Below are 26,953 nucleotides of genomic sequence, written 5' to 3' on the forward strand. Positions count from 1 at the left end.
ACAGGGCGCCTTGCGCCCTGTTTCGTTTTGGGGCCGCACACGCTGCGCCGCCCCGGCGTCCTTTTCCTTTCCGGTTCCCTACATGATCAACAACCTGCTCACCCGTGTCTTCGGCAGCCGCAACGAGCGTCTGCTCAAGCAGTTGCACCGCACCGTCGACAAGATCAACGCACTGGAAGCGGAGCTGCAGAAGCTCACCGACGAGCAGCTGAAGGCCAAGACGCCGGAGTTCCAGCAGCGCATCGCGGGCGGGGAATCGCTCGACAAGATCCTGCCCGAAGCCTTCGCGGTGTGCCGCGAGGCCAGCCGCCGCGTGCTGGGCATGCGCCACTACGACGTGCAGCTGATCGGCGGCATGGTGCTGCATCTGGGCAAGATCGCGGAAATGCGCACGGGTGAAGGCAAGACGCTGGTCGCCACGCTGCCGACCTACCTCAATGCGCTGGAAGGCAAGGGCGTGCACGTCGTCACCGTGAACGACTACCTGGCCCGTCGCGACTCGGCCTGGATGGGCCGCCTGTACAACTGGCTGGGCCTGAGCGTGGGCGTGGTCTACCCGGGCATGCCGCACGGCGACAAGCAGGGCGCCTACGCCGCCGACATCACCTACGGCACCAACAACGAATTCGGCTTCGACTACCTGCGCGACAACATGGCGATGTCGCGCGCCGACCGCTTCCAGCGCGGCCTGCACTACGCCATCGTCGACGAAGTCGACTCCATCCTGATCGACGAGGCGCGCACGCCGCTGATCATCTCCGGTCCGGCCGACGAGTCGCCGGAACTGTACATCCGCGTCAACCGCATCGTGCCGCAGCTGATCAAGCAGGAAAGCGAGGAAGCCGAGGGCGACTACTGGGTCGACGAGAAGGGCAAGCAGGTGCACCTGTCCGAAGCGGGCATGGAGCACGCCGAGGAACTGCTGCTGCAGGCCGGCATCATCAGCGAGGAGGAACCGCTGTACGGCGCCAACAACCTGTCGGTCGTGCACCACCTCAACGCCGCGCTGCGCGCGCATGCCATCTACCAGCGCGACGTCGACTACATCGTGCGCGATGGCGAAGTGGTCATCGTCGACGAGTTCACCGGCCGCACGCTGGCGGGTCGCCGCTGGTCCGACGGCCTGCACCAGGCGGTCGAGGCGAAGGAAGGCGTGCCGGTCCAGCGCGAGAACCAGACGCTGGCCAGCGTGACGTTCCAGAACCTGTTCCGCATGTACAACAAGCTGTCCGGCATGACCGGCACGGCCGATACCGAAGCCTTCGAATTCCAGAGCATCTACGGCCTGGAAGTCATCGTCATCCCGACCAACCGCCCGACCGTGCGAAAGGATTCGCCCGACCAGGTGTTCCTCAACCGCCAGGGCAAGTTCAAGGCGGTGCTGGCCGACATCCAGGACTGCTACCAGCGTGGCCAGCCGGTGCTGGTGGGCACCACCTCGATCGAGACGTCGGAAATGCTGTCCGACTTCCTCAACAAGGCCGGCGTGCCGCACGAGGTACTCAACGCCAAGCAGCACGAGCGCGAAGCGCACATCGTCGCGCAGGCCGGTCGTCCGGGTGCGATCACGATCGCCACCAACATGGCCGGCCGCGGTACCGACATCGTGCTGGGCGGTTCGCTGGAAGCCGAATACGAAGCGCTGGGCGAAGACGCCGACGAGGCCGCGCGCGCCGCGGTGAAGGCCGAGTGGCAGCAGCGCCACGACGCCGTGAAGGCCGCCGGCGGCCTGCACATCGTCGGCACCGAACGCCACGAATCGCGCCGCATCGACAACCAGCTGCGCGGCCGTTCCGGCCGCCAGGGCGATCCGGGTTCGTCCCGCTTCTACCTGTCGCTGGAAGACAACCTGATGCGCATCTTCGCCTCGGACTGGGTCCAGAAGGCGATGAAGCTGATCGGCATGAAGGAAGACGACGTCATCGAGGACAAGCTGGTCAGCCGGCAGATCGAGAAGGCGCAGCGCAAGGTGGAAGCGCACAACTTCGACATCCGCAAGAACCTGCTGGACTTCGACGACGTCAACAACGACCAGCGCAAGGTGATCTACGCCCAGCGCGACGAGCTGCTCGATGCGGAGTCGGTGAAGGACAACATCGACGGCATCCGCGGTGACGTGGTCGCCGAGACGGTCGCCCGCTTCGTGCCGCTGAACTCGGTGGACGAGCAGTGGGACCTGCGCGGCCTGGAAAGCGAACTGGGCGAAGAGATGGGCGCGGAGATCCCCGTGAGCCGCTGGCGCGAAGAGGCCGAAGAGCTCGACGCCGAAACCATCGAGCGCCGCGTGCAGGAAGCGATGGACCAGCACTTCGCGGACAAGGAAGCCGCGATCGGTGGCGAAACCATGCGCGCGCTGGAAAAGCACATCATGCTGACCGTGCTCGACAAGAACTGGAAGGAGCACCTGGCGCGCATGGACTACCTGCGCCAGGGCATCCACCTGCGCGGCTATGCGCAGAAGCAGCCCAAGCAGGAGTACAAGAAGGAAGCCTTCGAGCTGTTCTCCAGCATGCTGGAGCGGGTGAAGAGCGAAGTGGTCACCCTGCTGTCGCGCGTGCGCATCCGCAGCGAGGAAGAGGTCGCGGCACTGGAGGCGCAGGAGCGCGCGATGGCCGAGGCGCAGGCTCGGCAGATGCAGTTCCAGCACCAGGATGCCGGCGGCTACGGTGCCGACGAGGAAGCCGAAGAGGCGCAGCGCCTGGCGGCGGCGCAGGGCGGCTACGTGCAGTCCGGCCCGGTGCAGGCGCACCGCGATGCACCCAAGGTCGGCCGCAACGACCCGTGCCCCTGCGGCAGCGGCAAGAAGTTCAAGCACTGCCACGGCCAGCTGGCCTGAGGCATCGCCGCATCGCCTGACGGAAAAGGCCGCGCATTGCGCGGCTTTTTCTTTGGGTAGGCGGGACTATTTGCGTCTACCGGCCGGTTCCCGGCAAGCTGTTTCCATGCCCACCCCGTTGCGTTCCATCCATGTCATGGCCGCCGTCATCACCGACGCGCGCGGCCGCATCCTGCTGGCCCGCCGCACGGAGGGGCGCGACCTGGCCGGGCGCTGGGAATTTCCCGGCGGCAAGCAGGAGCCGGGGGAGAGTCCGGAAGACGCGCTGGTGCGCGAGTTGCGGGAGGAACTCGGCATCGAGGCGCGGGTGGGCGAGCACGTCATCAGCGTCCCGCAGCAGTACCCCGACAAGCGGCTGTGCCTGGAAGTCCGCCACCTGACGGGTTGGACGGGCACGCCGCGTGGGCATGAGGGCCAGGCGCTGGCCTGGGTCGCGCCCGACAAGCTGATGCGCTACGACATGCCGCCGGCCGACCGCCCCGTGGTGGCGGCACTGCGGCAACCGGATCGCTATCTGGTCACGCCGGAGCCGGAAGATCCGGCGCGTTGGCTGGCCGCGCTCGAACAGGCTCTCGCGGACGGTGTCCGTCGTGTGCAGCTGCGCGTGCGCAGCCTGTCCGGCGGGGCATGGACGACGCTGGCGCGGAGCGCCGTCGCACGCTGCCGCGATGCAGGCGTGGAGGTGCTGCTCAACGGCGACATCGACCTGGCGCGCGACCTGCAGGTCGGCGTGCACCTGCGGGCATCGCAACTCGCGGCACTGACGGCCAGGCCGCTGCCTGATGGCCTGGCGGTCGCAGCGTCCTGCCACACCGCTGTCGAACTGCAACAGGCCGAAGCGGTGGGGTGCGATTTCGCGGTCGTCGGCAGCCTCCATCCGACGCCCAGCCACCCCGGCGGCCAATCGCTCGGCTGGCCCGGCTTCGTCCACCTGCGCGAAGGCGTGTCGCTGCCAATCTACGCCATCGGCGGCATGACGCCCGCGGATATCGACGAGGCACGCCGGCACGGCGCGCAGGGCATCGCGGCGATCCGGAGTCTTTGGCCAGCCATGGTTCGGGAAGCACCTTCGCCGATGTAGAGCCGAGCTTGCTCGGCTCCGCGAGGCATGGCCACACCAGGGCAGCGGAGCAAGCTCCGCTCTACGGGGTGGAATCGAGGCGATCCGGAGTCTTTGGCCAGCCACGGTTCGGGAAACGCCTCAGTCGACGTAGAGCCGAGGTTGCTCGGCTCCGCGAGGCATGGCCATACCAGGCCAGCGGAGCAAGCTCCGCTCTACGAGGCGGGACCGAGGCGATGCGGAGCCTTTGGCCGGCCACGGTTCGGGAAGCGCCTCAGTCGATGTAGAGCCGAGCTTGCTCGGCTGGAGGCATGGTCACCGGGTCAGCGGAGCAAGCTCCGCTCTACGGGGTGGCGGCCGCCAGGGCCAGGTACCGTCGGTGCAGCGCGTCGGCGGCGCGCTGCAGGTGTGCGATATCGCCGTCGTTGACGACGATGTCGTCGGCCAGCGCCAGCCGGTCGGCGCGCGAGGCCTGGGCGGCCATCATCCGTTCCGCCAGTGCCGCGTCGATGCCGTCGCGCTGCATCAGCCGTGCTTTCTGCACGGCGGTCGGCGTGTCGACCATCAGGATCCGGTGAAGCCACGGATAGGCCTCACGGCCGCCGCCTTCGGCCAGCAGCGGGATCACCGCGATGGCGTAGGGACTGGTCGCGTTCTGGCAAATCTCTTGCAGGCGTGCGCGGATCGCGGGATGCAGGATCGCCTCCAGCGCCCGCCGTTCCACGTCGTCGCCGAACACCCGCTGGCGCAGGGCAGCGCGGTCCAACTGGCCATCCGCCAGCAGCACGCCGCGTCCGAACCGCTCCACCACGGCGGCCAGCGCGGGCGTGCCCGGTTGCACCACCTCGCGGGCCAGCAGATCGGCGTCGGCCACGACGATGCCGTGCGCGGCGAACGCCTTCTCCAGCGCGCTCTTGCCCGAGGCGATGCCGCCGGTCAGTCCGATGAAGTAATCGCTCATGGGCGGAGTATGGGGCAGGGCACGCAGGCCCGGCCCCGGCCGGCTTATTTCAGTCCCGCGAACCGCAGGTAGGCGTCGACCATCTGCTCGCCCCAGAAGAAGACGATCCAGCCCGCGATGGCCAGATAAGGCCCGAACGGGATGGGCGTCGCGCGATCACGGCCCTTGATGCCCAGCCAGACCGAGCCGATCACCGCGCCCACCACCGAGGAGATCAGGATGATCGGCAGCACGCCACTCAACCCGACCCAGGCGCCCAGCGCCGCCAGCAGCTTGAAGTCGCCGCGGCCCATGCCTTCCTTGCCGGTGACCTGCTTGAACAGCCACCACACCAGCCATAGCGATACGTAGCCGGCGATGGCGCCCAGCAGCGCGGGCTTGGCCGGCATGTAAAGGTTGTCGAGGCTGCCGATCAGGCCCAGCCACATCAGCGGCAGGGTGAGCTGGTCGGGCAACAGCCGCGTGCGCAGGTCGATGCCGCTCAGCGCCACCAGGTAGCAGCTCAGCAGCGCCGCGCCGAAGCCCTGCCAGCCGAAGCCGAAGCGCCATACCGAGGCCACCGCCAGCACGGCGGTCAGCAGTTCGACGAGCGGGTACTGCGGCGAGATCGGGGCCTTGCAGTGCCGGCACTTGCCACGCAGTACCAGCCAGCTGAACAGCGGAATGTTCTCGTACCAGGACAGCGGCGTCTTGCAGTGCGGGCAGTGCGAGCGTTCGACCACGATGCCGGGTGGCGGCGGGTCGTAGAGCTCCGGCTCATCCAGCACTTCGCGCGCGTCGCGCTTCCACTCCCACTCCAGCCGCTTGGGCAGCCGCAGGATGACCACATTGAGGAAGCTGCCCACCAGCAGGCCGAGGCCTGCGACGACCGGGTATCCCAGTTCGGGGTGTTGATCGAGGAACGCCACCGGTCAGCCGGCCACCGTCGCGGCGACCTTGAAGATCGGCAGGTACAGCGCCACCACCAGGCCGCCGACCAGCACGCCGATGATCACCATGATGAAGGGCTCGATCAGGCTCGACAGCGCATCCACGGCGTTGTTGACCTCCTGCTCGTAGTACTCGGCCACCTTGAACAGCATGTTGTCCAGCGCACCGGCTTCCTCGCCGATGGCAGTCATCTGCACCACCATGTGGGGGAACTGCTGGGTCTGCTTCATCGCCATGTTCAGTGGATAGCCCACCGACACGTCGTCGCGCATGCGATGGACGGCCTTCTCGTACACGGAGTTGCCGGTAGCGCCGGCCACCGTATCCAGCGCCTCGACCAGCGGCACGCCGGCCTTGAAGGTCACGGCCGTGGTACGGGCAAAACGCGCGATCGACGAGTTGTGCATGATCTGGCCGATCACCGGCACGCGCAGGATCAGCTTGTCGACCGCATGCTGGAACGCGGGCGACCGTTTGAACAGGTACATGCCCAGGAAGCCGGCACCCACCACCAGGGCGAGGATGAGCCACCACCAGCTGACCATGAAGCGGGACAGTCCGATAACCAACTGGGTGAAATAGGGCAGTTCAGTGCCGAAGCTCGCGAACGTCTCCTCGAACGTGGGCACCACGAAGATCAGGATCACCGCGCAGACCAGGATCGCCACGGCGATGACGGCGGTCGGGTAGAACAACGCCTTCTTGATCTTGCCCTTCAGCGCTTCCAGGTTCTCCTTGTAGCTGGCGATGGTCTCAAGCACGGTCTCGAGAACACCGGCTGACTCGCCGGCGCGCACCAGGTTGCGGTACAGCTCGTCGAACTGGACCGGGTGCTTGCTGATCGCCTCGTACAGCGACGAACCGCCTTCGATGTCGAAGCGGATCTGCTGCACCATCTTGCCCATGCGGGGGTTTTTCTGCCCGCCTTCGATGATCTCCAGCGAGGACACCATCGGCACGCCGGACTTCATCATCGTGGCCAGTTGGCGGCTGAAAAAGGCGATCTCCTTGGCGGAGATCGTCTTGCCCGCCGTGCCGAACAGCGGCTTGGGCTTCACCTTCACCACGGTCGGGGTGATGCCCTGCTTGCGCAGTTCGGCGCGCAGGAAGTTGGCGTTCTTGGACGACTGCTCGCCCTTCATCTTGACGCCGCGCTTGTCGGTGCCTTCCCAGACGAACAGGTTCAGCGGATTCTCGCGCGCGGGCGCGGTGGCGGATTTCGCAGCGGAACGGGTCACGGCCATCGGTAGTCCCCTGTCCGGATTTCCCCACCCGGACGTCAATGCCGCATGGTAGCCGGTTATCGGCCCAATGGAAGCGCCGCGCCTGTGACGGCGGCCGGGTTTCGGTGAATGGGGTACCCCGCAGCCAGGACGGCAGGCCAGAACGGCCGCAGGAGCGGATCATGCCCGCGATGCACTTTCCTCCGCGGAGGGCCGGACAGCATCGCGCCCGATGGCGCTCCTGCAGATTTCGCCCCGCACCCTTGTAGGAGCGGGCCATGCCCGCGATGCTCTTTCGTGCACGGACCGGAAAGCATCGCGCCCTGGGGCGCTCCTACAGATCTTGCCCTGCACCCTTGGAGGCACGCGGCGACTCAGTCCTTGGTGACGCGGTTGATCTCGGCCAGGCTGGTGATGCCGTTGCGCACCTTCAGCAGTGCCGACTTGCGCAGGTCGTTGATGCCGGCCTTCTGCGCGACCTCGGCGATCTGCAGCGCATTCCCGCCTTCCAGCACGATCTCCTGGATGGCTTCGCTCATCGGCATCACCTGGTAGATGCCCGTCCGGCCCTTGTAGCCGCTGGTGCAATCGTCGCAGCCCACCGCCTCGTACACGGTGAAGCCGGTGGCGATCTCAGCCTCGCTGAAGCCTTCCGCCAGCAGGGCCTGCGGCGGCAGCGGCACGGGCCGCTTGCACTTGCCGCACAGCCGGCGGGCCAGGCGCTGGGCGATGACCAGCGTCACCGAACTGGTGATGTTGTAGGGCGCGATGCCCATGTTCATCAGGCGCGCGATGGTCTGCGGGGCGTCGTTCGTATGCAGCGTGGACAGCACCATGTGACCGGTCTGCGCTGCCTTGATGGCGATCTCAGCGGTTTCCAGGTCGCGGATTTCGCCCACCATGATGATGTCCGGATCCTGGCGCAGGAAGCTGCGTAGCGCCGCGGCGAAGGTCATGCCACGACGGTTGTTCTGCTGCACCTGGTTGACGCCGGGCAGGCGGATTTCCACCGGGTCTTCCGCGGTGGAGATGTTGCGGGTCTCGTCGTTGAGGATGCCCAGGGCGGTGTACAGGCTGACCGTCTTGCCCGAGCCGGTCGGGCCGGTCACCAGCACCATGCCGTAGGGCTTGTGGATGGCCTCTTCGAACAGCTTCTGCTGGTCGGGCTCGTAGCCCAGCTTGTCGATGCCCAGCTTGGCCGCGCTGCCGTCCAGGATACGCAGGACGATCTTCTCGCCGAACAGCGTGGGCAGGGTGCTGACGCGGAAGTCGATCTGCTTGGTCTTGGACAGGTTCAGCTTGATGCGACCGTCCTGCGGGACGCGCTTTTCGGCGATGTCGAGCTGCGACATCACCTTCAGGCGGGCCGCGATGCGGTCCTTCAGCTTGGTCGGCGCCTTGGCCACCTGCTTGAGGATGCCGTCGATGCGTAGGCGCACGCGGTAGTCGGTTTCATAGGGCTCGAAGTGGATGTCCGAGGCGCCGCGCTTGATCGCGTCCACCAGCACCTTGTTGACGAACTTGACCACGGGGGTGTCGTCGCCCTTGGCGTCCACGGCGCTGTCGCCACCCGCTTCCTCGTCGCCCGCGTCGACATCCAGGTTGTCCAGGCCGTCGTCGTCGTCGCCGAAGTTGCCGCCCATGCTGGACGCGGCGCTCTGCCACTGATCCAGTACGCGCTTGAGCTGATCCTCGTCCACCAGGATCGGCTCGACGATCAGGTTGGTGTGGAACTTGATCTCGTCCAGTGCGGAATGGCTGCGGGTGGGATCGGATACGCCGACGAACAGCTTGCCGCCGCGCTTGAACAGCGGCAGCACCTGGTGCTTCTGCACCAGTTCCTCGCTGACCAGCTTCAGTGCGTTGTGCGTGGGGTCGAAGGCCGAGGCATCCAGCAGCGACATGCCGAATTCCATGGCATTGGCGGCGGCCAGCTGTGGCGCCGTGACCAGGCGCTTCTCGGCGATCCACTGCGGCAGCGGCACCTTGGCTTCGGTGGCGTTGGCCATGGCCGTGCGGGCGACGGTCTCGTCCAGTGCGCCGTCCTGGACCAGGCGGCGTGCGAGGCCGGTGATGCCGACGAGATTGGCGGAGGCGACTGCATTCATGACGATATCCGGGGAGCTAGAGCCACCGACATTAAAGCAAGAACCGCGCCTGCCTGTCGGCCCTCGGCAGTGCCGGCGCAGGGGCGTCGGAAGTTACAGGTTGCAAGAACCGCCATTCACCAGATCGCAGGTCACTGTGCCCGTGCCTGGCGAAAGGGGGGTGGCGGTGAAGGAGGTGGCGTTGGCTACAGGCGTCGTGATGGTCTGGCATCGGCCAGCTTCATGGTCGGGAATCGTGTAGTCGTTCGCCATGGCCGCTACCACGGTCTGCGCGTACCCCTTCGCCTCGCCCAGGCAGGCGGCGTCCGCCGATCGGATGGCGAACCCGCGATAGGCGGGCAGTGCGACGGCGACAAGGATGGCGATGATCGCCACGACGATCATCAGTTCGATCAATGTGAATCCACGGATGTCGCGGGACATGGGGCACCAGGCGGAGGTTTCCGCTTGGGACCAAGCAAGGAGTACGCCACATCCCGGGCAGCGGATCTATCCTGGCGCTCGGAAACGTCAAAATGTGACCGTCAGCGTCATTCTGTGGGTGGGTCAAGGCCCCCGAACCGCGGCGAAGGAGGGTGAAGAAGCTTTCTCGACACAGAGCTTCCAGCTACCCTAATCCGAAAGGGGACCAAACATGACCATTTCCGTCATCTTGCCGGCAAAAAACGAAGCCGGCGGACTGGCCAAGACGCTGCCGGCGCTCAACGCCTGTCTGACGGGCGTGGAGATCATTGTGGTGGACGACGGGTCGACGGACGACACCGCTGCCATTGCAGAGGCGCATGGGGCCACCGTCCTCTCCTCGCCGTACTCGATGGGCAACGGCGCGGCCATCAAGCGCGGCGCGCGGGCGGCGAAAGGCGACATCCTGATCTTCATGGATGCGGATGGCCAGCACGATCCGGGCTGCATTCCAGCCCTGCTGGCCAAGCTGGACGAGGGCTATGACATGGTGGTGGGTGCGCGCGACTGGGCTGGGCAGGCGGGCGTGCACCGGGGGGCGGCGAACGCGTTCTACAACTGGCTCGCAAGCCGGATGACGGGTTTCGATGTCAAGGACCTGACGTCGGGATTCCGTGTGGTGCGTGCCGACAAGTTCCTTGAGTTCATCCATCTGTTGCCGAATGGCTTTAGCTACCCCACCACCAGTACCATGGCGTTCTTCCGGAGTGCGTATGCGGTGGCCTACATGCCGATTCCCGTGGCGAAGCGTCTGGGGAAAAGCCATATCCGGCCGCTTCGCGATGGTGTCCGCTTCCTGCTGATCATCTTCAAGATCGCGACGCTGTACTCGCCACTCAAGTTGTTTGCGCCGACGGCGGCTGCTTTCTTTCTGACGGGGCTCAGCTATTACGCCTATACCTTCCTCACCCAGGGTCGCTTCACCAACATGAGCGCACTGCTGTTCAGTGCAGCGGTCATCATCTTCCTGATCGGCCTGATCTCTGAGCAGATCACCGGGTTGACGTATCTGCATAGCCGCCGCGAGAAAGGCGGCGAATAGTTGTGTCCATCATCAACGAGCTCCGCGAGGCAGGTAGATCCGCATGAGGACCGATCCTCTGCTTGGCGTAGTGGCTCCTGAGCTTGGATGGGTACCCACGCCGAGATTCCTTTTGCGTAGGGATCGCATCATGCGCTTGCTGGCCGATCCGTCATTGGGAAGACTTGTGGAGGTGGGGTGTGGCGGGGGCTCGTTGCTGCATGAACTTGCGCAACGGAGTGAGCACGCCACTGGGATCGAAACTTCTGAGCGCGCACGCGCGCTGGCTTCTTCCATTGCCAAGGCGGGGCGAGGCAAGCAGCGGATCGTTGCCGGGCCGGATCCCGAATGGAATCAGGATCGTGAGCTCGTCTGCGCCTTCGATGTGCTGGAGCACATCGAACACGATGGTGCCGCTCTAGAAGAGTGGGCGGGATGGCTGATGAAGGGAGGGAGACTTTGCATGTCCGTGCCGGCCCATCAGCGCAGATGGGGGGCGGGGGACGAGTGGGCAGGGCACTGGCGACGGTATGGCCGCCATGATCTCCAGGCGCTGCTGGTCTCGAAGGGCTTCGTGATCGAGCACATCGAGTGCTATGGATTCCCACTGGGCAATCTCACCGAGTGGTATGGGGAGCGTTTCTATCGGCGTGCCTTGCGCGATAGGCAGGGCAATCTGAACAAATCGCAGGCGACCAGCGAGAGCGGTGTCGAAAGAAATTACTACGTCAGGAAGTTCAAGTGGCTGGACTCGGCGCCGGCGCGCGCGCTCCTGCGCTTTTTCAACATCACCCAGAGCCTGGCGTCCCGCACGGATTGGGGTACCGGCTATCTCGTGCTGGCCAGGAAAGAATGAGGCGGCACTGGCGTATCGCGGCCGGTATCCTCGCGCTGGCCCTGACGGTCTACTTCCTGGTCGTTGCCTCAAGGACGCTCGATCCGGCCCTGTTGCGGCAGGCCTTTTCCTCCTTCGGCGTCTGGTTGGCGGTTTGCATCGCCGCGGTTCTCTACGCCTTTATCGTGCCTGTTACCGGTTGGGCATGGTCAGTGCTCCTGCGTGTGCGTTCCGAGTGCTGGTCGCCGTCAGTATTGTCGATGACCATCGGCCTGTCTCAGCTCGCAAAGTACATCCCGGGCAACATCGCACAACATGCGGCACGCGCGGCGATCGCGATGCGGCAGGGGATGGCGACTACCTCGCTGGTCGCCACCGTTGCCCAAGAGACGGTGCTGGCCATAACGGCCAGTGTTGTTGTCGGCGTGCTTGCGCTTCTGGCTAGTGGACGCGGTCTCGCGTCCCTTGGGCCCGATCACGTCTTGGTCCTCACGGTCTCGATGGGAGCACTTTGTATTGCCGTGTTGCTGTTGCCGGGGTCGAGGAGCCTGAGACGCTTCCGTCGGTCAGGAAAGGTCGCCGGGTTGCTGGCCGCCTTGGCTACCCTTCCCGGTTGGAGGGCAACAGGCAAGGCGTTCTCGGCGTACGCTTTCAACTACCTGCTGATCGGAGTCGGGTTATGGGGCGTTTCGATTGCTCTCGGCGAGTCCACGGGCCTGACCTATTTGGTGGTGACATCAGCGTTCGCGCTTTCGTGGCTGCTCGGGTTCATGACGCCCGGATCACCGGCTGGTTTGGGCGCACGCGAGGGCATTATGCTCATGCTGCTGCAGGGCGCTGCCGATTCCGAAAGGCTTGTTGTTTTCGTGTTGCTGGCGCGTGTTGTCACCATGGTGGGTGATGCTTTCTGTTTCGTGGGAGCCGTGCTCCTCCAAGCCCGCATCAGGCGTGCAGAGGCGAGTCGATGACTGATCTTGACGTTTCCGGCGAGCGGATGATTGAAGATGCGTATATGCACTCCTTGGAGTCGTACGTCATCTATGTCATGCATACCGCTTCCTACGCATTTGCGAAGCAATACTGTGCAGGGAATATTGTGCTGGATCTCGGTTGTGGCAGCGGGTATGGCGCAGCGCGTATAGGTGAAGAAGCGAAGAGAGTGGAAGGCGTGGACGTGGATGCAGAGGCTGTGGCCTTCGCGCAGCGGCGCTACTCGCGCGAAAACGTCTCGTTCTCCCAGATCAAGGCCAGGGAAAGCCTTCCGTTTTCTGACGCATCCTTTGATGTGGTGCTTTCGTTCCAGGTGATTGAACACGTCTGGGACGATGGCAACTATCTGAAAGAAGCGCATAGGGTACTGAGGCCCGGAGGCGTTATGGTGGTAGTCACGCCTGACCGCGCCCATCGCTTGCTGCCGGGTCAGCGTCCCTGGAATCGTTGGCATGTCCGGGAATACTCAGGCGCGCAACTCGAGCGAAAAGTAAGCCAGTTTTTCGATGTTGCTGCGTCATTGAAGATGGGGGCGGCATGGGATGTTGCTGGCGTTGAGATCCGGAGATACCGGAGGACCAAGTGGCTGACCTTGCCTTTCACTCTGCCTCTGCTGCCTGACGTACTGCGCCGGCGTGGCCTGGATCTCCTCCACGCGTTGCGCACCCATCCCGGAAAGGTGGACGCGAAGATGAAGATCCCTGTTGCGGATTTCGGCTTCGACGATAAGGCGATGCTGATTGAAGAGGATCCGCCGAATCCACTCAACCTCGTCATCGTCGGCCGGAAGGGGCGCGACGCGACCACATGAAGCGCCTCTGGATCGCGGGTGTCGCCATGCGTGGTGATGGTTACCCGAACGCGATGAATACGGTTGCAGTGTTGATGGGCAGTCCGGAATGGGTGATATCCGACAAAGCCGACTGGCTGCCGACCGAGACGAGGCTTTGGCATCTCGCACGCGGACCGGCCCGGCAGCGAGTCCGGCTCATGCTGCGCTTGGTGGCAGGTGGGTTTGCTCAAGCGGCATGCCTGTGCATCAGGAGTCGGCCTGGAGATGTCGCCTACCTGCCATACCCAGCACCGCTTACGTTGTGGTGGCTTGCACTCGTTCCGAAGCGTTGGCGACCCCGATGCATCGCCGATGCGTACATTTCCCTCTGGGACTCCATGTTCCGGGATCGCGGCGGTGGCGATGCCACGGGCGTTGTGTCGCGCATCGTGCGACGCTTTGAAGCGCGCAGCCTGCGCGCCGCGGCGCTGGTGCTGGTCGATACCGAAGCCAACAAGCGGCAGATGATCGCGGATTTCGCGCTGACCGCACGACGCGTCAGGTCCATCCCGTTGGCCATCAATGAGCGCCTGTTCTCATCGTCCGGTCGAGAACAAGCGCCATCAGGCAGACCAGCGCGCGTCCTGTTCGTGGGGACGCTGGTGCCCTTGCACGGCATCGATATCGTGCTTGCCGTCGCCGCCGAGTTGTCGAAATCTGACGGAATCGAATTCAGGTTGATTGGCGACGGCCAGCAAAGTGCGCTGGTGGAAGCGTTTGTGCGTACTGGCAAGGTCGCCGGCTTCACGTGGATACGCGAGTGGGTGCCGCTCGCCGGCATCGCGCGCGAGATCGAAGAGGCCGACGTCTGCCTCGGCGTCTTCGGTGGCGAGGGCAAGGCAGCCCGCGTACTCCCCTTCAAGTCGTACTGCGCCCTCGCGGCCGGGAAGGCGATCGTCACCCAGGCCGCGCACTCGCTGCCCGATGGACTTCCACCCCTGCCCGCTGTTCTGGTTGCGGGCACGGACAGGCAGAAATGGGCGCGCGATGTGGCGACAGCGATCAGGACGCTTATCGAATCACGAGCCGAACGAATCGCATTGGGGAAAGCCGCAGGCCAGTACTTCGCGGACCATCTGTCCAGCCAAGCGATCCGTGCAGTGTGGCTAGAGATACTCTGTGCGGCGAACGGCCCGATGGACGACTGATCGGCGGCCAGTCTGCGACGCCGTGATCAGGACAAGTCCTTCGCACACTCAACGCGCGCCTGCCTCCTTCTCGGTCGATCGTGCATTCGCCTGCTCGATGGCTTCGGCCCAGTCTTCGCGCCCCTGCGCGCGCATTTCGTCACGCAGGGCGATGATGTTGCGGTCGCCACGCGGCAGTGCTTCTGCTGCGCGCAGGACGTAGGGCAGCGCGGCATCCGCCTGCTGCGTGTGAAGGTAGATATTGGATCCGATCATCAGGTGTTCGGCCGGAGAGAACTCCGCGCGACGCGCAATGATATCGACGACGCGCAATACCTGTGCCTCGTCCAGCCCGATCTTCGCGCGGACGTTGGCCAGGGTCGTCCACAGGATGTTCTTGTTGGCCGGCAGCATGGGCACTTCTTCCAGGCGCGTCGCCAGGCGATCCCAGTCGGCCCGGGTGACGCTGCGCTTGATGGTCTTGTAGATCACGATGTTGGAGTACGCCGATGCGGAGCCCGTCCGGGCCGCGGCCTCTTCGACGGTCGCGATGGCCTGATCCATGTAGGGACTGTCGCGCCCGGCCTTCCGACCGGCGAGATCGAAGTAAACACCGCCCAAGGCCAGCCAAGCGCGCGGAGAATCCGGCGAAATGTCGACCATGTGGCGTGCAAACCGGACGGGCTCTCCCCAGGCGTAGGCACGCAGACCCCCGGCGACGGCCACCAACGCCACGATGGCCGTTGTGAAGACGATCGGCAGAGCGGGTCGTGCATGCAGCCGCTGCCAGCCCGCGACCACCAGGTCCGCCAATGCCAGCAACACGCCGATCAGGGGGAGGTGGTTGCGATGCTCGAATGCCATCTCCACCGGGATGATCGTGCTCGTGAGCAGATGCCCAGCGAAAAAGAGCAGCACGCCGCAGGCGAATACGGGACGACGCGTGCGCCACAGGCCCGCCCAGGCCAGCAGGGCGATGACCGCCAGCAGTGCGGGCAGGGTTGTCAGCGGCTCAATCAGGGTGCGCGATATCGTCAACTGGTCGTAGTTGAAGGGCATGTGGCTCGGTAGTGGCAACAGAATCTGCCCCAGGTACATCATCAACACCCGACCTTGGGTGAGCAGGCGCTCGACGCTGTTGAAGTCGCGGCCGGCATACGCCTCGCTGCTCCAGAAGTGCGGCAGCGCCCAGAACAACGTGACGGCGATGCCCGCCAACGCAAGCGCCAGATACGTGTTGCGCAGTCCGCGCGTACGTTGTGCGCTTGCGGCACGAAGCTGCAGTACGGTCAATTCCAGTACCAGCGTGTAGACCGGCAACAGGATGGCGTCTTCCTTGCTGGCTAGGCCCAGCACCCAGCTCGCGGCTCCCAGCACGCCGAAGGGCCAGCCCGCACGCCCCTCGATCTGCGCCTGCCGCAGACACAGGTAGGACCACAGCGACAACACGACGAACAGCGTCGCCAAGGTCTGCATGCGTTGCACTACATACAGCACGCTCGATACTTGAAGCGGATGCATCGCCCAGATGAGTGCCATGATCAGGGCGCAAAGGGCGGCGCGTTGCGATGTCCATCCGGCGATCAGGAGCAGGCGGCGGACGAACACGGCCATCAGCACGGCGGTCACCGCGTGGATGAACAGGTTCGTGGTCTTGAAGGTGGCGGCATCAAGGCTGCCGTGGCGCCAGTAGTCCAACGCGAACGTCAGCATCGACAGCGGACGCACTCCGCCGCCTGCGTGGAAGCTGGCGGCCGCATCCCACAATGCGTTGCTGTTGAGTGTGTCGAGGCGGATGAACATGTTGTCGACGATGGTGTGGCCGTCATCCAGGACGAATCCTCCGCCCACGCCGAGGCCGAACAGGGCCGCAGCGAACAGCGCCACTAACAGCAATAGCAGCAGGAAGCGTCCGGAGGTGAGCGTCATCGGATCGGGTACTTGCGAGTGGACAGTGAAAAGGAGCCGTCGCATCGCACTAGGGACGGTGGCCGTGCGCTCATGGCCGCGATTCAGGATGTGAACCGGGTGCCGCTTGGTGACGTGCCGCGGCGGCCTGCTCCACGTTGCCGGCCAACTCGGGGTGGTCGCGGTCGCGCAACGCGGCAGCGAGTTGCCATGCGAAGGGGGAGTCCGGCGGCAGTACCGCGATCGCTTTGAGGTAGTAGGGCACGGCGTGTTCCGGATCATCCAGTGCGTTGAGCAGCGCATCGCCGATGAAGATCAGGGTACGGGGACCCAGCGTGGTCCTGCGGTCGAGCGTTGCGAGCGCCGACCGCATCTGTGCGCTGTCTACGGGAACGCCAAGCGTTGCGTAGTGGACGAGGATCAGGGGCGCGCGGGTGTTGTCGGCGGTCATCGGTACGACACGCAGACGCTGCTGGAGACGCTGCCAGTCCTGTGGTGTCACATCGCCACGCAGACTCTTGAGTGCCACCAGCAGTGCGAGATTGTTGAGCGAGTCGGGAGCGGCGTCTGCCCCGGACGCGCACGCGGAAATGGCGAGATTCAGATTCGGGTTGCGCTCCGTGACGCCGCCGCCCACCATGAAGTACGTATCGCACAGGTCGATCCAAGCGCGTGGCGAATCGGGCGCCGCGAACGCACTGGCCTGGGCCAGCGACAGCGCATTGCGCCAACTGTGCGCGCGCACCGCGGTTGTCGCGCCGAGGGCCAGCAGCAGCGCTGCGCACAGCCCGGTCTGCACGGCCGTGCGGATAGGCAGTCGTGACGCGAGGTGCGCCAGCGCGCTGCCAATCGCCAGAACCGCGCCGATGAGCGCGAAATGGTTGCGGTGTTCGTAGGCCAGTTCCAGGCCGATGGCGTTGCTGGCGATGAAGTGAGCACTGAAGAACAGGAAGACACCCAGCGCGAACAGGGGCTGTCGCACGCGCAGTCGCCATGCGGTCGCTACCAGGGCCAGAATCAGGGCGAAGGCGGGCAGGGTTGTCCACGGGTGCAGCAGGCGGCGCGACGGCTGCACCCAGTCGTAGTGAAAGGGCATGTGCTGCGGCAGTGGCACGACGATCTGCCACAGATACATACACAACACACGCGGTTGGGTCAGTAGACGTTCCAGGCTGTTGAAGTCGCGGCCGGGATAGGCCGCCGGTTGCCAGACGTTGTACAGCCAGACGACGTAGGCGACGGCTGCCGCGAGCACGACAATCAGGTAACCGCTGCGCCACAAGCGGGCAACGCTTGCATCGGCAGCGGCGAATCGCAGTACGGTCAGCTCCATCGCCAGCGCGTAGACGGGCAGCAATGCCGAGTCTTCCTTGCACCCCATCGCCAGCGCCCACAGCAGCACGGTCACCATCAGGCTGGTGCGACCCGACTGGCCACGGATCTGCGCCGCACGCGCTTGCAGGTAGGTGCATAGCGCCAGCACCAGGAACAACGTACCCATGGTCTGCAGCCGTTGCACCGCATACAACACCGCTGAGACCTGCAGCGGATGCACGGCCCATGCGACGGAGAGCGCGACGGCGATGGGTGCGACACGGCGGCTGGATACGCCTGCCAGAGGTGGCAGGCTGCGGAAGAACCAGGCCAGCGCGAAGGTCGTGAAGACATGGATCACGATGTTCGTGGTCTTGAACGTGGCCGGATCGGCACTGCCGCCGGCACGCCAGTAGTCCAGCGCAAACGTAAGCGTCGGCAGCACACGAAGGTTGCCGGAAATCTGGGGCGTCGCGAGCACCTCCACGATCGCGGACGGCGTGAGTTCGGTCAGGTGGATACTGCGGTTGTTGACGATGTTGGGGATGTCGTCGAATAGGAAGTCGCCCGGCAGGCCGGGCAGGAAGGCCATGCCCGACAGTGCAGCCAATAGCAGGCTCGCCAGCAGGAAGAACCGGACTGGCGTGGAGTGCGCCTTGCTGCCGTCAGGGAACAAATCAGGGCGCCTTGTGCTCAAGGGACGAGAGTTGTTCCACCCAGTCATCGCGACCTGCTTCGTGGAGTTGGGAAAATGTCTTGGCGACCAGAGGATCGTCCGGTTTTGCCTGCTCTACGGCGCGCTTCAGATACGGGAATGCTTCGTCGGAATGCTGCGTGTCACTGAAGACGTAGGACGCCAACTGCAGGTTCTCTTCCGTTGAAAAGGTAGCCCGTCTAGATACAATCTTCATCGTGTCCAGTACGCCGCGTTCATCCATGGGAATGCCACGCTTCGCATTCCGGATCTGCGTCCACACGACCTGTCGGTTCTGTTGCGTCATGGGAGCGCGCTCGAGGCGTTGGTGGAATCTCTGCCAGTCGGCTTGCGTCACGGTCCCTTGGATCGTCCTGTAACTCACGACGTTGGACAGCAGGAGCGCGGAATCGATTTTCTGTGCGCCCCGTTCGCAGGTTTCAATGGCCTTCTGCAGGTAGGGGCTATTGGGCCTGAGGCCACTGAAGTCGGCGTAGGTACCGCCGAGCGCGAGCCAAGCCCTTTCCGAGCGCGGCGCGATATCCACGCTGTACTGCGCGAAGCGCAAGGGTTCGCCCCACATGTACGACCTTGATAGCGTTGCGGCGCCAGTGGTGACCAACGCCACCGCAGCCAGGCCAGCGACCCAGCCTGGCTTGATTCCCCATCGCCGTATAGCCGCGAAGCACAGATCGCCTGCAGCCAGCAGAACCCCGACCAGCGGCAACTGGTTGCGGTGCTCGAAGGCCATTTCCAGATTGATCACGTTGCTGGTGATGACATGGCCAGCAAAGAACAGCAGTACGCCACACGCGAAGACGGGTCGGTCGTTACGCCAACGCCAGGCAAGCATCAGAAGCGCAGCGATCAGTCCCAGGGCAGGCAAGGTGCTAGGAGGATCCCATAAGCCACGGGAGATCTGCAGCTCGTCATAGAAGAAGGGCAGCCGGTCGGGCAGCGGCAGCAGGATCTGGCCGAGATACATCACTAGCACCCGGCCTTGAGTAAGCAGGCGTTCGAACGATGAGAAGGTGCGGCCGGGGTAGTTATCCCAGCTCCAGTAGTGCGGAAGGATCACAAGCACGTACACGGCAAATCCCGCCACCGTGGCCCATAGGTAACCGCGTCGCATACGCACGGCGAGCGCGGGATCCGCGGCGCGGAAGCGCAGTACCGTCAGTTCCAAGACGAAGGCGTAGGCGGGCAGGAGGATCGCGTCTTCCTTGGCGGCGAGGGCGAGCACTGCGAACAACCCTGTCAACACGAAATAAATTCTGCTACGCACGCCTTCGATCTGGGCCTGTCGTGCCGTCAAATATGCCCATAGCGCAAGCACGACAAACAGAGTGGACAATGTCTGCATGCGTTGAACCACATACAGTACCGAAGAAACTTGCAGCGGATGGACGGCCCAGAGGGCCGCCATGGCGATCGCGGTCCACGCGGCTTGGCGGCTCGGCAAACGCGTGAGCTTCAGCAATCGTCTGAGGAGCAGTGCCAATGCAAGCGCCGTCAGGGTATGGATGACTAGGTTGGTGAGCTTGAATGCCTTCGGGTCAAGGCCGCCTGCGCGCCAGTGATCCAGCGCGAAGCTGAGCATGGAGAGAGGCCGGGAGCCATGGCCGGGCTGAAAGCTATAGGCGGCGTCGCGCAGGTTTTCTGCAGTCAGTTGGGTGACGTGTAACGCGCCATTCTCTTGGATGTTAGGCCGATCATCGAATATGAAGCCGCCGCCCAGGCCGGGACTGAGCATGAAAGCTGCCAGTAGCGCACACAGGGCCGCCCACAGCGGGAAGCGATACCGCGAAAAGATCATGGAGGTCCCTGCGGAGTATTAGATGCAGCATGGTAAAGGCATTGCTGCGCGCAAAAACGAAAAGCGCCTTGCGGCGCTTTTCGCTAACTGCTCTCGGCAAAAAAACTACACTTGTCGAGTCAGTTGTAACTCGCTTACGGAGCGTTGGTGCCTTCAGCTTGCAGACTGCAGCTGCCGCTACCCATGTTGCAAGTGGTACCCGTGGCGATGGCGGGATTACCACGCGTCTTGGCCACGAAATTGATGGGCGTACCAGCGTTGTACTGACCGGTCGTCGCACGCGTGCCGCTGGCACATGCGCTCGGAACGAACGCAGTCGGAGCGCGATCATCGGAAGCATCAGCCACCGCAGCATTCACGTAAGCCTTGGCTTCGGCCAGGCAGCCGCCGTTGGCGGAGCGCTGGGTGTAGTCGCGGTAGGCCGGCAGCGCGATGGCGGCCAGGATGGCGATGATGGCGACGACGATCATCAGTTCGATCAGGGTGAAGCCCTGGGCGTTCTTCTTCATTGGTATTTCCCCTTTCAGGATTGGCTTGATGGTTAGGGACACAAGCCCCGTGTCCCTACATGGACCGTGGGCGCCGCGTACAACCGCTTACGACGCGTGCAGGGATGTAGAGCAGGATGCGTGCCAACTTCTGATACCCCCAGCGATTCCCCCACACTTCCCCGGGAGGAAACCCTGACACCGAAGTCGGGCGGGACTATCGCATCATTTTTTTGGCTTGTGTACCGGGACGTGCGGTCAATGCCGGTTCGTGTCACAGATTGAACGATCAGCCGTCCGGGCGGGTTCCGCGCCAATCCTCTGACGCTCCCTTGGTGAGATGACCTCTCGCGTCAGAAAGTGACGCGTCGCGTCACCCGGGTCACTGTGGGATGCGGCGCACATTCGGGGGTACACCTATATAGGTAGCGACGGACCGGCGTCACGCAGGTGCAGGCGCATGCAGGAGCGCCCTTGGGCGCGATGCTTTCCGGTCGGTGTTGGAAAAGCATCGCGGGGATGGCCCGCTCCTACAGAAGGTCGGGGGAGATGGGCTGATGTGATCGCCCGGTTGGGCGCGCACGGCCGGGCAGGCGCCCGGCTCGGCCTATTCCATGCCCAGCTTCTTCAGCTTGTAGCGCAGCGCCCGGAACGTGATGCCCAGCTGGGCGGCTGCCTTGGTCTTGTTCCAGCGGTTCTCTTCCAGCGCCTTCTGGATGGCGGCCCGCTCCAGTTGCTCGATGTAGTCGGGCAGGGCGCCGGCGGCCGGGTCCACGTCCACCGCATCGGGCGCATCGCGGACCACCTCGCCGGGGTTGAAGTCGCCGCCGAACTTCCTGCCGGCCGGCGCCTGGGGCAGGTAGAGGTCGTCGATCTCGATGCCGTGGCCCTCGGACATGGCCAGTGCGCGCTCCAGGATGTTCTCCAGCTCGCGCACATTGCCCGGGAACGGATACCGGCCCAGTGCCTCCATCGCCTCCGGCGACACCGACGGTGCCATCCGCCCGTGCTGGGCGGCCAGCCGCTCCAGGATGGCCGAGGTCAGCTGGGCCAGGTCGCCGGTGCGCTCGCGCAGCGGCGGCACGCGCAGCTCGATGACGTTGATGCGGTAGTACAGGTCGTGGCGGAAGCGGCCATCGGCGGCCAGCTCACCGAGGTCCTTGTGCGTGGCCGACAGGATGCGCACGTCCACCTGCACCTCGCCGGAGGCACCGACCGGGCGCACCGCCTTCTCCTGGATCGCGCGCAGCAGCTTCACCTGCATGGGCAGCGGCAGCTCGGCCACCTCATCGAGGAACAGCGTGCCGCCGTTGGCCGCCTGGAACAGGCCCTGCTTGTCCGCATGCGCCCCGGTGAAGCTGCCCTTCTTGTGGCCGAAGAACTCGCTTTCCATCAGCTCGGCCGGAATGGCGCCGCAGTTGACCGGAATGAAGGGGCCCGCCGCGCGGGCGCCCTGCTCGTGGATCGTGCGGGCCACCAGTTCCTTGCCGGTGCCGGACTCGCCCATGATGTAGACCGGTGCCTGGCTGCGGGCGACCTTTCCGATGGTCTCGCGCAGGCCGTCCATCGCGGCCGAGGCGCCGAGCAGGCGGCTGGCCTGTTCCGGCGGCGGGGGCGGCGGCGGCGCGCGTTCGCTGTTGTTCAACTCCAGCGCATGCTTCACCAGCCCGCGCAGGACGGCCAGGTCCACCGGCTTGCTGACGAAGTCGAAGGCGCCGGCCTTCAGTGCTTCCACCGCCAGCTCGATGTTGCCGAACGCGGTGATCATGGCCACCGGCGTGCTGGGGTAATTGCGCGAGATCTCGCCCACCAGGTCGATGCCGTTGCCGTCGGGCAGGCGCATGTCGGTGAAGCACAGGTCGTAGGCGTTGCGGCCCAGCAGTTCGCGGGCCTCGCCGAGATTGGCGGCGGTGTCGATGCGCAGGCCCATGCGGCCCAGCGTCAGCGTCAGCAGTTCACGGATGTCGCGTTCGTCGTCGACGATCAGGGCGCTACGGCTTTGATTCATGCATTCCCCCTACTGCCCCTGTGCCGGCAGTGTACCCAGTGAATGTTAAACATGGTAGGCGAAGCCCCGTATCCATGAGATCGCCGGGAACCCGCAGGAGCGGGGCCATGCCCGCGCCCCGGGAGGTGCCCTCGTAGGAGCGGGCCACGCCCGCGATGCTTTTCCGGATGGCCGCGACAAGCAAGAGCATCGCGGGCATGGCCCGCTCCTGCAAAAGCGGCTTCTACGGGGTTAGGCGGGGAGCAGCGCGTGCGGGCCGGGCAGGATGACGCGGAAGCAGCAGCCGCCGCCGGGGACGGGCACGTACTCCAGCGTGGCCTGGTTGGCACGGCACAGCTCGCGGGCGATGTACAGACCCAGGCCGGTGCCGTGCTCTGAGGTGGTGAAGAACGGCCGGAACAGCTGCGCGGCAACCGCCTCGGGGATGCCGGGGCCGCGGTCCATCACGTCGATGGTCGGGCGCCCTTCGGCATTGAAGACGCGGACGCGGATGCGTGCGGATTCGCCCGGCAGGCGGCCGTAGTTCAGCGCGTTCTGCACCAGCACGGTCACCACCTGCTGCAGGTGGCGCGGATCGACCAGGGCCGGCACCGGCTTGGCGCCGATGATGGTCTCCAGCGTGTCGGTCTCGATGGAGAGCGTCTGCTGGTAATCGTCGACGAAGCGCCGGACGAAGGCGTTGAGGTCGACGTGCTCGGGCGTGGCGCGCTCGCGACGGGCCAGGCCGAGCACGCTCTCGACGATGCCGTTGGTGCGCTGGCACTGCTGGTGGATGATCTGCAGCAGGCGGCGGTCGCCGTCGGTGACCTGCTGGGATTCCTCCAGCAACTGCACGGCGTAGTTGATGGCGGCCAGCGGATTGCGGATCTCGTGCGCCAGGCTGGCGGAAAAGCGGCCGAGCGCGGCCAGCGTCAGCGATTCGGCCCGGCGCGACACCACCGTGGCGTCGTCCAGGAAGATCAGCGAGGTCTCGCTGTCGGCCAGCAGGCGGGCGAACCGCGGCTGCACTTCCGGCTGGTCGGGGGTGAACTGCATCGGGGTTTCGTCGGTCTGCCAGCCGTTGCGCCAGCGCTGCAGGCGGCGAGCCAGCTCCGGCGCGGCATGCAGCAGCGACACGCCCTTGCCGTCGGCGCCCTGGCCATCGCCGCCGTCGCCGAGCAGCAGGCTGGCGGCCTCGTTGGCCAGCTTGATGTGGTTGTCCGCATCCACCACCAGCACGCCCGTGCGCATGCGGCGGATGATCAGCTCGTTGACCTCGAACAGGTTGGCGACTTCCTCGCCGCGCTTGTCGGCCAGCGCCTGGCTGTTGCGGGCTTTCTGGCCGGCCTGGTGCGCCAGGTAGGACAGCGCCAGGTAACTGGCGGCGAACATGATGACTTCGGCCAAGGAGCGGCTGCTTCCCTGGTCGTGGAAGAGCGTGAACAGGTATTCGCCGAACAGCACGCCGATGGCCATGGCCGCCACCGCCAGCGCCATGCGCGTGGAGGGCAGCAGCAGGGCGGCGGCCGACACGTTGAACAGCAGCATCATCGCCACGCCGGCGGTCGCGTCGGGCAGCGCATGGGTGATCAGCGCGGCCACCACGATGTCGGCCGAGACGCTGAAGAATACGATCCAGACCAGCCACTGCACGCTGCGGCCGACGAAGAACAGCACCAGCGCCAGCACCAGGTAGGCGATGGCGACGCCCATGCCCAGGTCCGGATGGCGCGGCTGGCCCAGCATTTCGCCCAGCGGACTGAACACCAGCGCGGCCAGGATGCCGGCTTCGAGCACCCGGTACAGCGCGAAAAAATAGAGCTCGCGGCGCGGAACCGATTCGATGCGGGACAGGAGCGACTGGGCCTGGCGCAAACGCATACTTCCCCTGTAGCGAGGCCGACAGTATAGGCATGCCGGCCCCCGGATCGCGCGCCCGGCCCTTTGCCACCAAAGGCTTAGACCCCGGGTTTTGCGCCCCCCGGCCGCGTCGGCGACAATAGGGGGCTCGCCCAGCCGCCGCCCATGTGGCCCCGGTCCGGGCGGTGTCTTCTGTTCCCTACCCACGGTGACGCATGAATTTCCACGAATATCAGGCCAAGCAGCTGCTGGCCGAGTACGGCATCCCGGTCCCGGCCGGCAAAGTCGCCTCCACGGCGGACGAAGCGGTTGCGGTCGCGCAGTCCCTCGGCAACGGCCCCTGGATGGTCAAGGCCCAGATCCACGCGGGCGGCCGCGGCAAGGCCGGCGGCGTCAAGTTCTGCAAGACCACGGATGATGTGAAGGCGGCCGCCGGCAAGATGCTCGGCACGAAGATGGCCACCTACCAGACCGCCGGCGTCGAGCTGCCGGTCAACCTGGTGCTGGTGACCACCGCCGGCGAGATCGTCAAGGAGCTGTACCTGTCGGTGCTGGTCGACCGCGGCACCCGCACCATCACCTACATCGCCTCGTCCGAGGGTGGCGTGGAGATCGAGCAGGTCGCGGCGGAGACGCCGGACAAGATCCACACGCTCAACGTCGACTTCGTCGAAGGCGTGCAGCCGTACCAGGGCCGCGAGTTCGGCTTCAAGATGGGCCTGACCGCCAAGCAGGCCGGCCAGTTCGCCAACATCATGGTCAACCTGTACCGCATCTTCAACGAGAAGGACCTGGCGCTGGTCGAGATCAACCCGCTCGCCATCCTGGACGACGGCAACCTGTACGCGCTGGACGGCAAGTTCAACAGCGACGACAACGCCAGCTTCCGCCACAAGGACCTGCTCGCCATGCGCGACAAGTCGCAGGAAGACGAGACCGAAGTGCTGGCCTCGGAGATGGACATCAACTACGTGACCATGGACGGCAACATCGGCTGCATGGTCAACGGCGCGGGCCTGGCGATGGCCACCATGGACGTCATCAAGCTCAACGGCGGCGAGCCGGCGAACTTCCTCGACGTGGGCGGCGGCGCCAACAAGCAGCGCGTGATCGAGGCGTTCAAGCTGATCCTGTCCTCGGACAAGGTCGAAGGCATCTTCGTCAACATCTTCGGCGGCATCGTCCGCTGCGACATGATCGCCGAGGGCATCATCGCCGCGGTGAAGGAAGTGGGCGTCAAGGTGCCCGTGGTCGTGCGCCTGGAAGGCACCAACGTGGAAGAAGGCAAGCAGCTGCTGCGCGACAGCGGCATGGCCATCATCCCGGCCGACAACATCAACGACGGCGCCAAGAAGGTCGTTGAAGCGGTCAAGGCCGCTGCCTGATCCCACGCGCGTCGTAGGGCGGGCCCCGGCCCGCCATCGACAGATCCAGACATCACGACGGCGGGCCAGGGCCCGTCCTACAGGAAGACAGATTCCATGAGCGTTCTGATCAACAAGAACACCAAGGTGATCGTGCAGGGCTTCACCGGCCAGCAGGGCACCTTCCACGCCACCCAGATGATCGAGTACGGCACCCAGGTCGTCGGCGGCGTCACCCCGGGCAAGGGCGGCACCACCCACATCGACCTGCCGGTGTTCGACACCGTCGCCGATGCCGTCAAGAGCACCGGCGCCGACGCGTCCGTCATCTACGTGCCGCCGCCGTTCGCGGCCGATGCGATCCTCGAAGCGGCCGCGGCCGGCATCAAGGTCATCGTCTGCATCACCGAGGGCATCCCGGTGCTGGACATGCTGCGCGTCAAGAACGTGCTGACCCGCGCCCATCCGGACACCGTGCTGGTCGGCCCGAACTGCCCCGGTGTGATCACCCCGGGCGAGTGCAAGATCGGCATCATGCCGGGCCACATCCACTTGCCGGGCAAGATCGGCATCGTGTCGCGTTCGGGCACGCTGACCTATGAAGCGGTCAAGCAGACCACCGAAGTGGGCCTGGGTCAGTCCACCTGCATCGGCATTGGTGGCGACCCCATCAACGGCCTGAATTTCGTCGACTGCCTGAAGCTGTTCAACGAAGACCCGCAGACCGAAGGCATCATCATGGTCGGCGAGATCGGCGGCGACGCCGAGGAAGCCGGCGCCGAGTACATCAAGAACCACGTGAAGAAGCCGGTCGTCGGCTTCATCGCCGGTGCCTCGGCTCCGGCCGGCAAGCGCATGGGCCACGCGGGCGCGATCGCCTCGGGCGGCAAGGGCACGGCCGAAGGCAAGTTCGCGGCGATGGAAGCCGCGGGCGTGACCACGGTGCGTTCGCCGGGCGATCTGGGTGCGGCGATTGCGGCGCGTCTGAAGAAGTAAGTAAGGCTCGCCTCAGTCGGGTATCGCAGAAAGCCGCCTTCGGGCGGCTTTCTGCTTTCTGTGCAGATGACTGAAAGGAAGGCGTTCGATCTGTCGCCGGGTCGCCAAGAAGATCGGCTCCGTCCGCCCCCACCCCAGCCC

19 protein-coding genes are annotated in these 26,953 nt (G+C 65.1%); 9 read left to right on the forward strand and 10 right to left on the reverse strand.

Annotation, left to right across the window (positions count from 1 at the left end; all coding sequences use genetic code 11):
• Positions 1-82: 82 nt before the first annotated feature.
• On the forward strand, positions 83-2,836 hold the full coding sequence (gene secA / locus CSC78_RS05290) for a preprotein translocase subunit SecA (RefSeq protein ID WP_162336856.1): 2,754 nt from the start codon (positions 83-85) through the stop codon (positions 2,834-2,836).
• Between the two features lie 106 nt (positions 2,837-2,942).
• The gene (locus tag CSC78_RS05295; RefSeq protein ID WP_162336857.1) at positions 2,943-3,917 is read left to right on the forward strand and encodes a Nudix family hydrolase; all 975 of its coding nucleotides are present in this window, start codon (positions 2,943-2,945) and stop codon (positions 3,915-3,917) included.
• A gap of 322 nt (positions 3,918-4,239) precedes the next feature.
• On the opposite strand, the gene coaE is transcribed toward CSC78_RS05295, so the two are convergent.
• The 5 genes from coaE to CSC78_RS19160 all read right to left on the reverse strand — a co-directional run bounded on the left by coaE (position 4,240) and on the right by CSC78_RS19160 (position 9,541).
• Positions 4,240-4,857 carry a dephospho-CoA kinase gene (gene coaE, locus CSC78_RS05300; protein WP_162336858.1) on the reverse strand — a complete coding sequence of 206 codons (618 nt, stop codon included), beginning with the start codon at positions 4,855-4,857 and terminating at the stop codon, positions 4,240-4,242.
• Between the two features lie 44 nt (positions 4,858-4,901).
• Positions 4,902-5,765: a prepilin peptidase gene (locus CSC78_RS05305; protein ID WP_162336859.1), complete on the reverse strand. Its 864-nt coding sequence runs from the start codon at positions 5,763-5,765 to the stop codon at positions 4,902-4,904.
• A gap of 3 nt (positions 5,766-5,768) precedes the next feature.
• Positions 5,769-7,031: a type II secretion system F family protein gene (locus tag CSC78_RS05310; RefSeq protein WP_162336860.1), complete on the reverse strand. Its 1,263-nt coding sequence runs from the start codon at positions 7,029-7,031 to the stop codon at positions 5,769-5,771.
• 353 nt (positions 7,032-7,384) lie between these two features.
• Positions 7,385-9,118, reverse strand: a complete 1,734-nt coding sequence (gene pilB, locus CSC78_RS05315; protein ID WP_162336861.1) for a type IV-A pilus assembly ATPase PilB — start codon at positions 9,116-9,118, stop codon at positions 7,385-7,387.
• 93 nt (positions 9,119-9,211) lie between these two features.
• On the reverse strand, positions 9,212-9,541 hold the full coding sequence (locus tag CSC78_RS19160) for a pilin (RefSeq protein ID WP_162336862.1): 330 nt from the start codon (positions 9,539-9,541) through the stop codon (positions 9,212-9,214).
• A 211-nt stretch (positions 9,542-9,752) separates the two neighbouring features.
• Between CSC78_RS19160 and CSC78_RS05325 the strand changes: the two genes are divergently transcribed.
• The 5 genes from CSC78_RS05325 (at position 9,753) to CSC78_RS05345 (ending at position 14,406) form a co-directional block, all read left to right on the forward strand.
• Positions 9,753-10,622 (forward strand): glycosyltransferase family 2 protein, encoded by an 870-nt coding sequence (locus tag CSC78_RS05325; protein WP_162336863.1) that lies wholly within the window; start codon positions 9,753-9,755, stop codon positions 10,620-10,622.
• Positions 10,623-10,752: 130 nt separating this feature from the next.
• Positions 10,753-11,457 (forward strand): class I SAM-dependent methyltransferase, encoded by a 705-nt coding sequence (locus CSC78_RS05330; RefSeq protein ID WP_162336864.1) that lies wholly within the window; start codon positions 10,753-10,755, stop codon positions 11,455-11,457.
• Positions 11,454-12,404 (forward strand): lysylphosphatidylglycerol synthase domain-containing protein, encoded by a 951-nt coding sequence (locus CSC78_RS05335; RefSeq protein ID WP_162336865.1) that lies wholly within the window; start codon positions 11,454-11,456, stop codon positions 12,402-12,404. Before CSC78_RS05330 ends, CSC78_RS05335 begins: the two co-directional genes overlap by 4 nt.
• Positions 12,401-13,237 carry a class I SAM-dependent methyltransferase gene (locus CSC78_RS05340; RefSeq protein ID WP_162336866.1) on the forward strand — a complete coding sequence of 279 codons (837 nt, stop codon included), beginning with the start codon at positions 12,401-12,403 and terminating at the stop codon, positions 13,235-13,237. Before CSC78_RS05335 ends, CSC78_RS05340 begins: the two co-directional genes overlap by 4 nt.
• The gene (locus CSC78_RS05345; protein ID WP_162336867.1) at positions 13,234-14,406 is read left to right on the forward strand and encodes a glycosyltransferase family protein; all 1,173 of its coding nucleotides are present in this window, start codon (positions 13,234-13,236) and stop codon (positions 14,404-14,406) included. Before CSC78_RS05340 ends, CSC78_RS05345 begins: the two co-directional genes overlap by 4 nt.
• A 48-nt stretch (positions 14,407-14,454) precedes the next feature.
• Here the strand turns inward: CSC78_RS05345 and CSC78_RS05350 are convergent, their stop codons facing one another.
• The 5 genes from CSC78_RS05350 to CSC78_RS05370 form a co-directional block, all read right to left on the reverse strand.
• Positions 14,455-16,575 carry a tetratricopeptide repeat protein gene (locus tag CSC78_RS05350; RefSeq protein ID WP_162336868.1) on the reverse strand — a complete coding sequence of 707 codons (2,121 nt, stop codon included), beginning with the start codon at positions 16,573-16,575 and terminating at the stop codon, positions 14,455-14,457.
• Positions 16,576-18,284: 1,709 nt separating this feature from the next.
• On the reverse strand, positions 18,285-20,117 hold the full coding sequence (locus CSC78_RS05355) for a hypothetical protein (protein ID WP_162336869.1): 1,833 nt from the start codon (positions 20,115-20,117) through the stop codon (positions 18,285-18,287).
• Positions 20,118-20,251: 134 nt separating this feature from the next.
• Complete coding sequence (locus tag CSC78_RS19165; protein ID WP_162336870.1) at positions 20,252-20,626, reverse strand: prepilin-type N-terminal cleavage/methylation domain-containing protein; 375 nt, start codon at positions 20,624-20,626, stop codon at positions 20,252-20,254.
• A gap of 586 nt (positions 20,627-21,212) precedes the next feature.
• A complete protein-coding gene (locus tag CSC78_RS05365; protein ID WP_162336871.1) occupies positions 21,213-22,613 on the reverse strand; it encodes a sigma-54-dependent transcriptional regulator in 1,401 nt (466 codons plus the stop codon).
• A 231-nt stretch (positions 22,614-22,844) separates the two neighbouring features.
• Positions 22,845-24,467: a sensor histidine kinase gene (locus tag CSC78_RS05370; protein WP_162336893.1), complete on the reverse strand. Its 1,623-nt coding sequence runs from the start codon at positions 24,465-24,467 to the stop codon at positions 22,845-22,847.
• A gap of 200 nt (positions 24,468-24,667) precedes the next feature.
• Between CSC78_RS05370 and sucC the strand changes: the two genes are divergently transcribed.
• Entirely contained in the window at positions 24,668-25,837 is a 1,170-nt protein-coding gene (gene sucC / locus CSC78_RS05375) for an ADP-forming succinate--CoA ligase subunit beta (RefSeq protein ID WP_162336872.1), read from the forward strand.
• A 96-nt stretch (positions 25,838-25,933) separates the two neighbouring features.
• Positions 25,934-26,812, forward strand: a complete 879-nt coding sequence (sucD, locus tag CSC78_RS05380) for a succinate--CoA ligase subunit alpha (RefSeq protein WP_162336873.1) — start codon at positions 25,934-25,936, stop codon at positions 26,810-26,812.
• Positions 26,813-26,953 lie beyond the last annotated feature (141 nt).

The organism is Pseudoxanthomonas japonensis (assembly GCF_010093445.1).
Classification (GTDB): Bacteria; Pseudomonadota; Gammaproteobacteria; order Xanthomonadales; family Xanthomonadaceae; genus Pseudoxanthomonas_A; species Pseudoxanthomonas_A japonensis.

What these genes read in the sequence shown, in the direction of transcription:
- CSC78_RS05335 (WP_162336865.1), top strand. Translation starts at nt 11,454, where the DNA reads ATGAGGCGGCACTGGCGTATCGCGGCCGGTATCCTCGCGCTGGCCCTG.
- sucD (WP_162336873.1), top strand. Translation starts at nt 25,934, where the DNA reads ATGAGCGTTCTGATCAACAAGAACACCAAGGTGATCGTGCAGGGCTTC.
- pilB (WP_162336861.1), bottom strand. Translation starts at nt 9,118, where the DNA reads ATGAATGCAGTCGCCTCCGCCAATCTCGTCGGCATCACCGGCCTCGCA.
- CSC78_RS05345 (WP_162336867.1), top strand. Translation starts at nt 13,234, where the DNA reads ATGAAGCGCCTCTGGATCGCGGGTGTCGCCATGCGTGGTGATGGTTAC.
- CSC78_RS05310 (WP_162336860.1), bottom strand. Translation starts at nt 7,031, where the DNA reads ATGGCCGTGACCCGTTCCGCTGCGAAATCCGCCACCGCGCCCGCGCGC.
- CSC78_RS05330 (WP_162336864.1), top strand. Translation starts at nt 10,753, where the DNA reads ATGCGCTTGCTGGCCGATCCGTCATTGGGAAGACTTGTGGAGGTGGGG.
- sucC (WP_162336872.1), top strand. Translation starts at nt 24,668, where the DNA reads ATGAATTTCCACGAATATCAGGCCAAGCAGCTGCTGGCCGAGTACGGC.
- CSC78_RS05350 (WP_162336868.1), bottom strand. Translation starts at nt 16,575, where the DNA reads ATGATCCGGAACACGCCGTGCCCTACTACCTCAAAGCGATCGCGGTAC.
- CSC78_RS19160 (WP_162336862.1), bottom strand. Translation starts at nt 9,541, where the DNA reads ATGTCCCGCGACATCCGTGGATTCACATTGATCGAACTGATGATCGTC.
- CSC78_RS05295 (WP_162336857.1), top strand. Translation starts at nt 2,943, where the DNA reads ATGCCCACCCCGTTGCGTTCCATCCATGTCATGGCCGCCGTCATCACC.
- CSC78_RS05340 (WP_162336866.1), top strand. Translation starts at nt 12,401, where the DNA reads ATGACTGATCTTGACGTTTCCGGCGAGCGGATGATTGAAGATGCGTAT.
- CSC78_RS05355 (WP_162336869.1), bottom strand. Translation starts at nt 20,117, where the DNA reads ATGATCTTTTCGCGGTATCGCTTCCCGCTGTGGGCGGCCCTGTGTGCG.
- CSC78_RS19165 (WP_162336870.1), bottom strand. Translation starts at nt 20,626, where the DNA reads ATGAAGAAGAACGCCCAGGGCTTCACCCTGATCGAACTGATGATCGTC.
- CSC78_RS05365 (WP_162336871.1), bottom strand. Translation starts at nt 22,613, where the DNA reads ATGAATCAAAGCCGTAGCGCCCTGATCGTCGACGACGAACGCGACATC.
- CSC78_RS05325 (WP_162336863.1), top strand. Translation starts at nt 9,753, where the DNA reads ATGACCATTTCCGTCATCTTGCCGGCAAAAAACGAAGCCGGCGGACTG.
- coaE (WP_162336858.1), bottom strand. Translation starts at nt 4,857, where the DNA reads ATGAGCGATTACTTCATCGGACTGACCGGCGGCATCGCCTCGGGCAAG.
- secA (WP_162336856.1), top strand. Translation starts at nt 83, where the DNA reads ATGATCAACAACCTGCTCACCCGTGTCTTCGGCAGCCGCAACGAGCGT.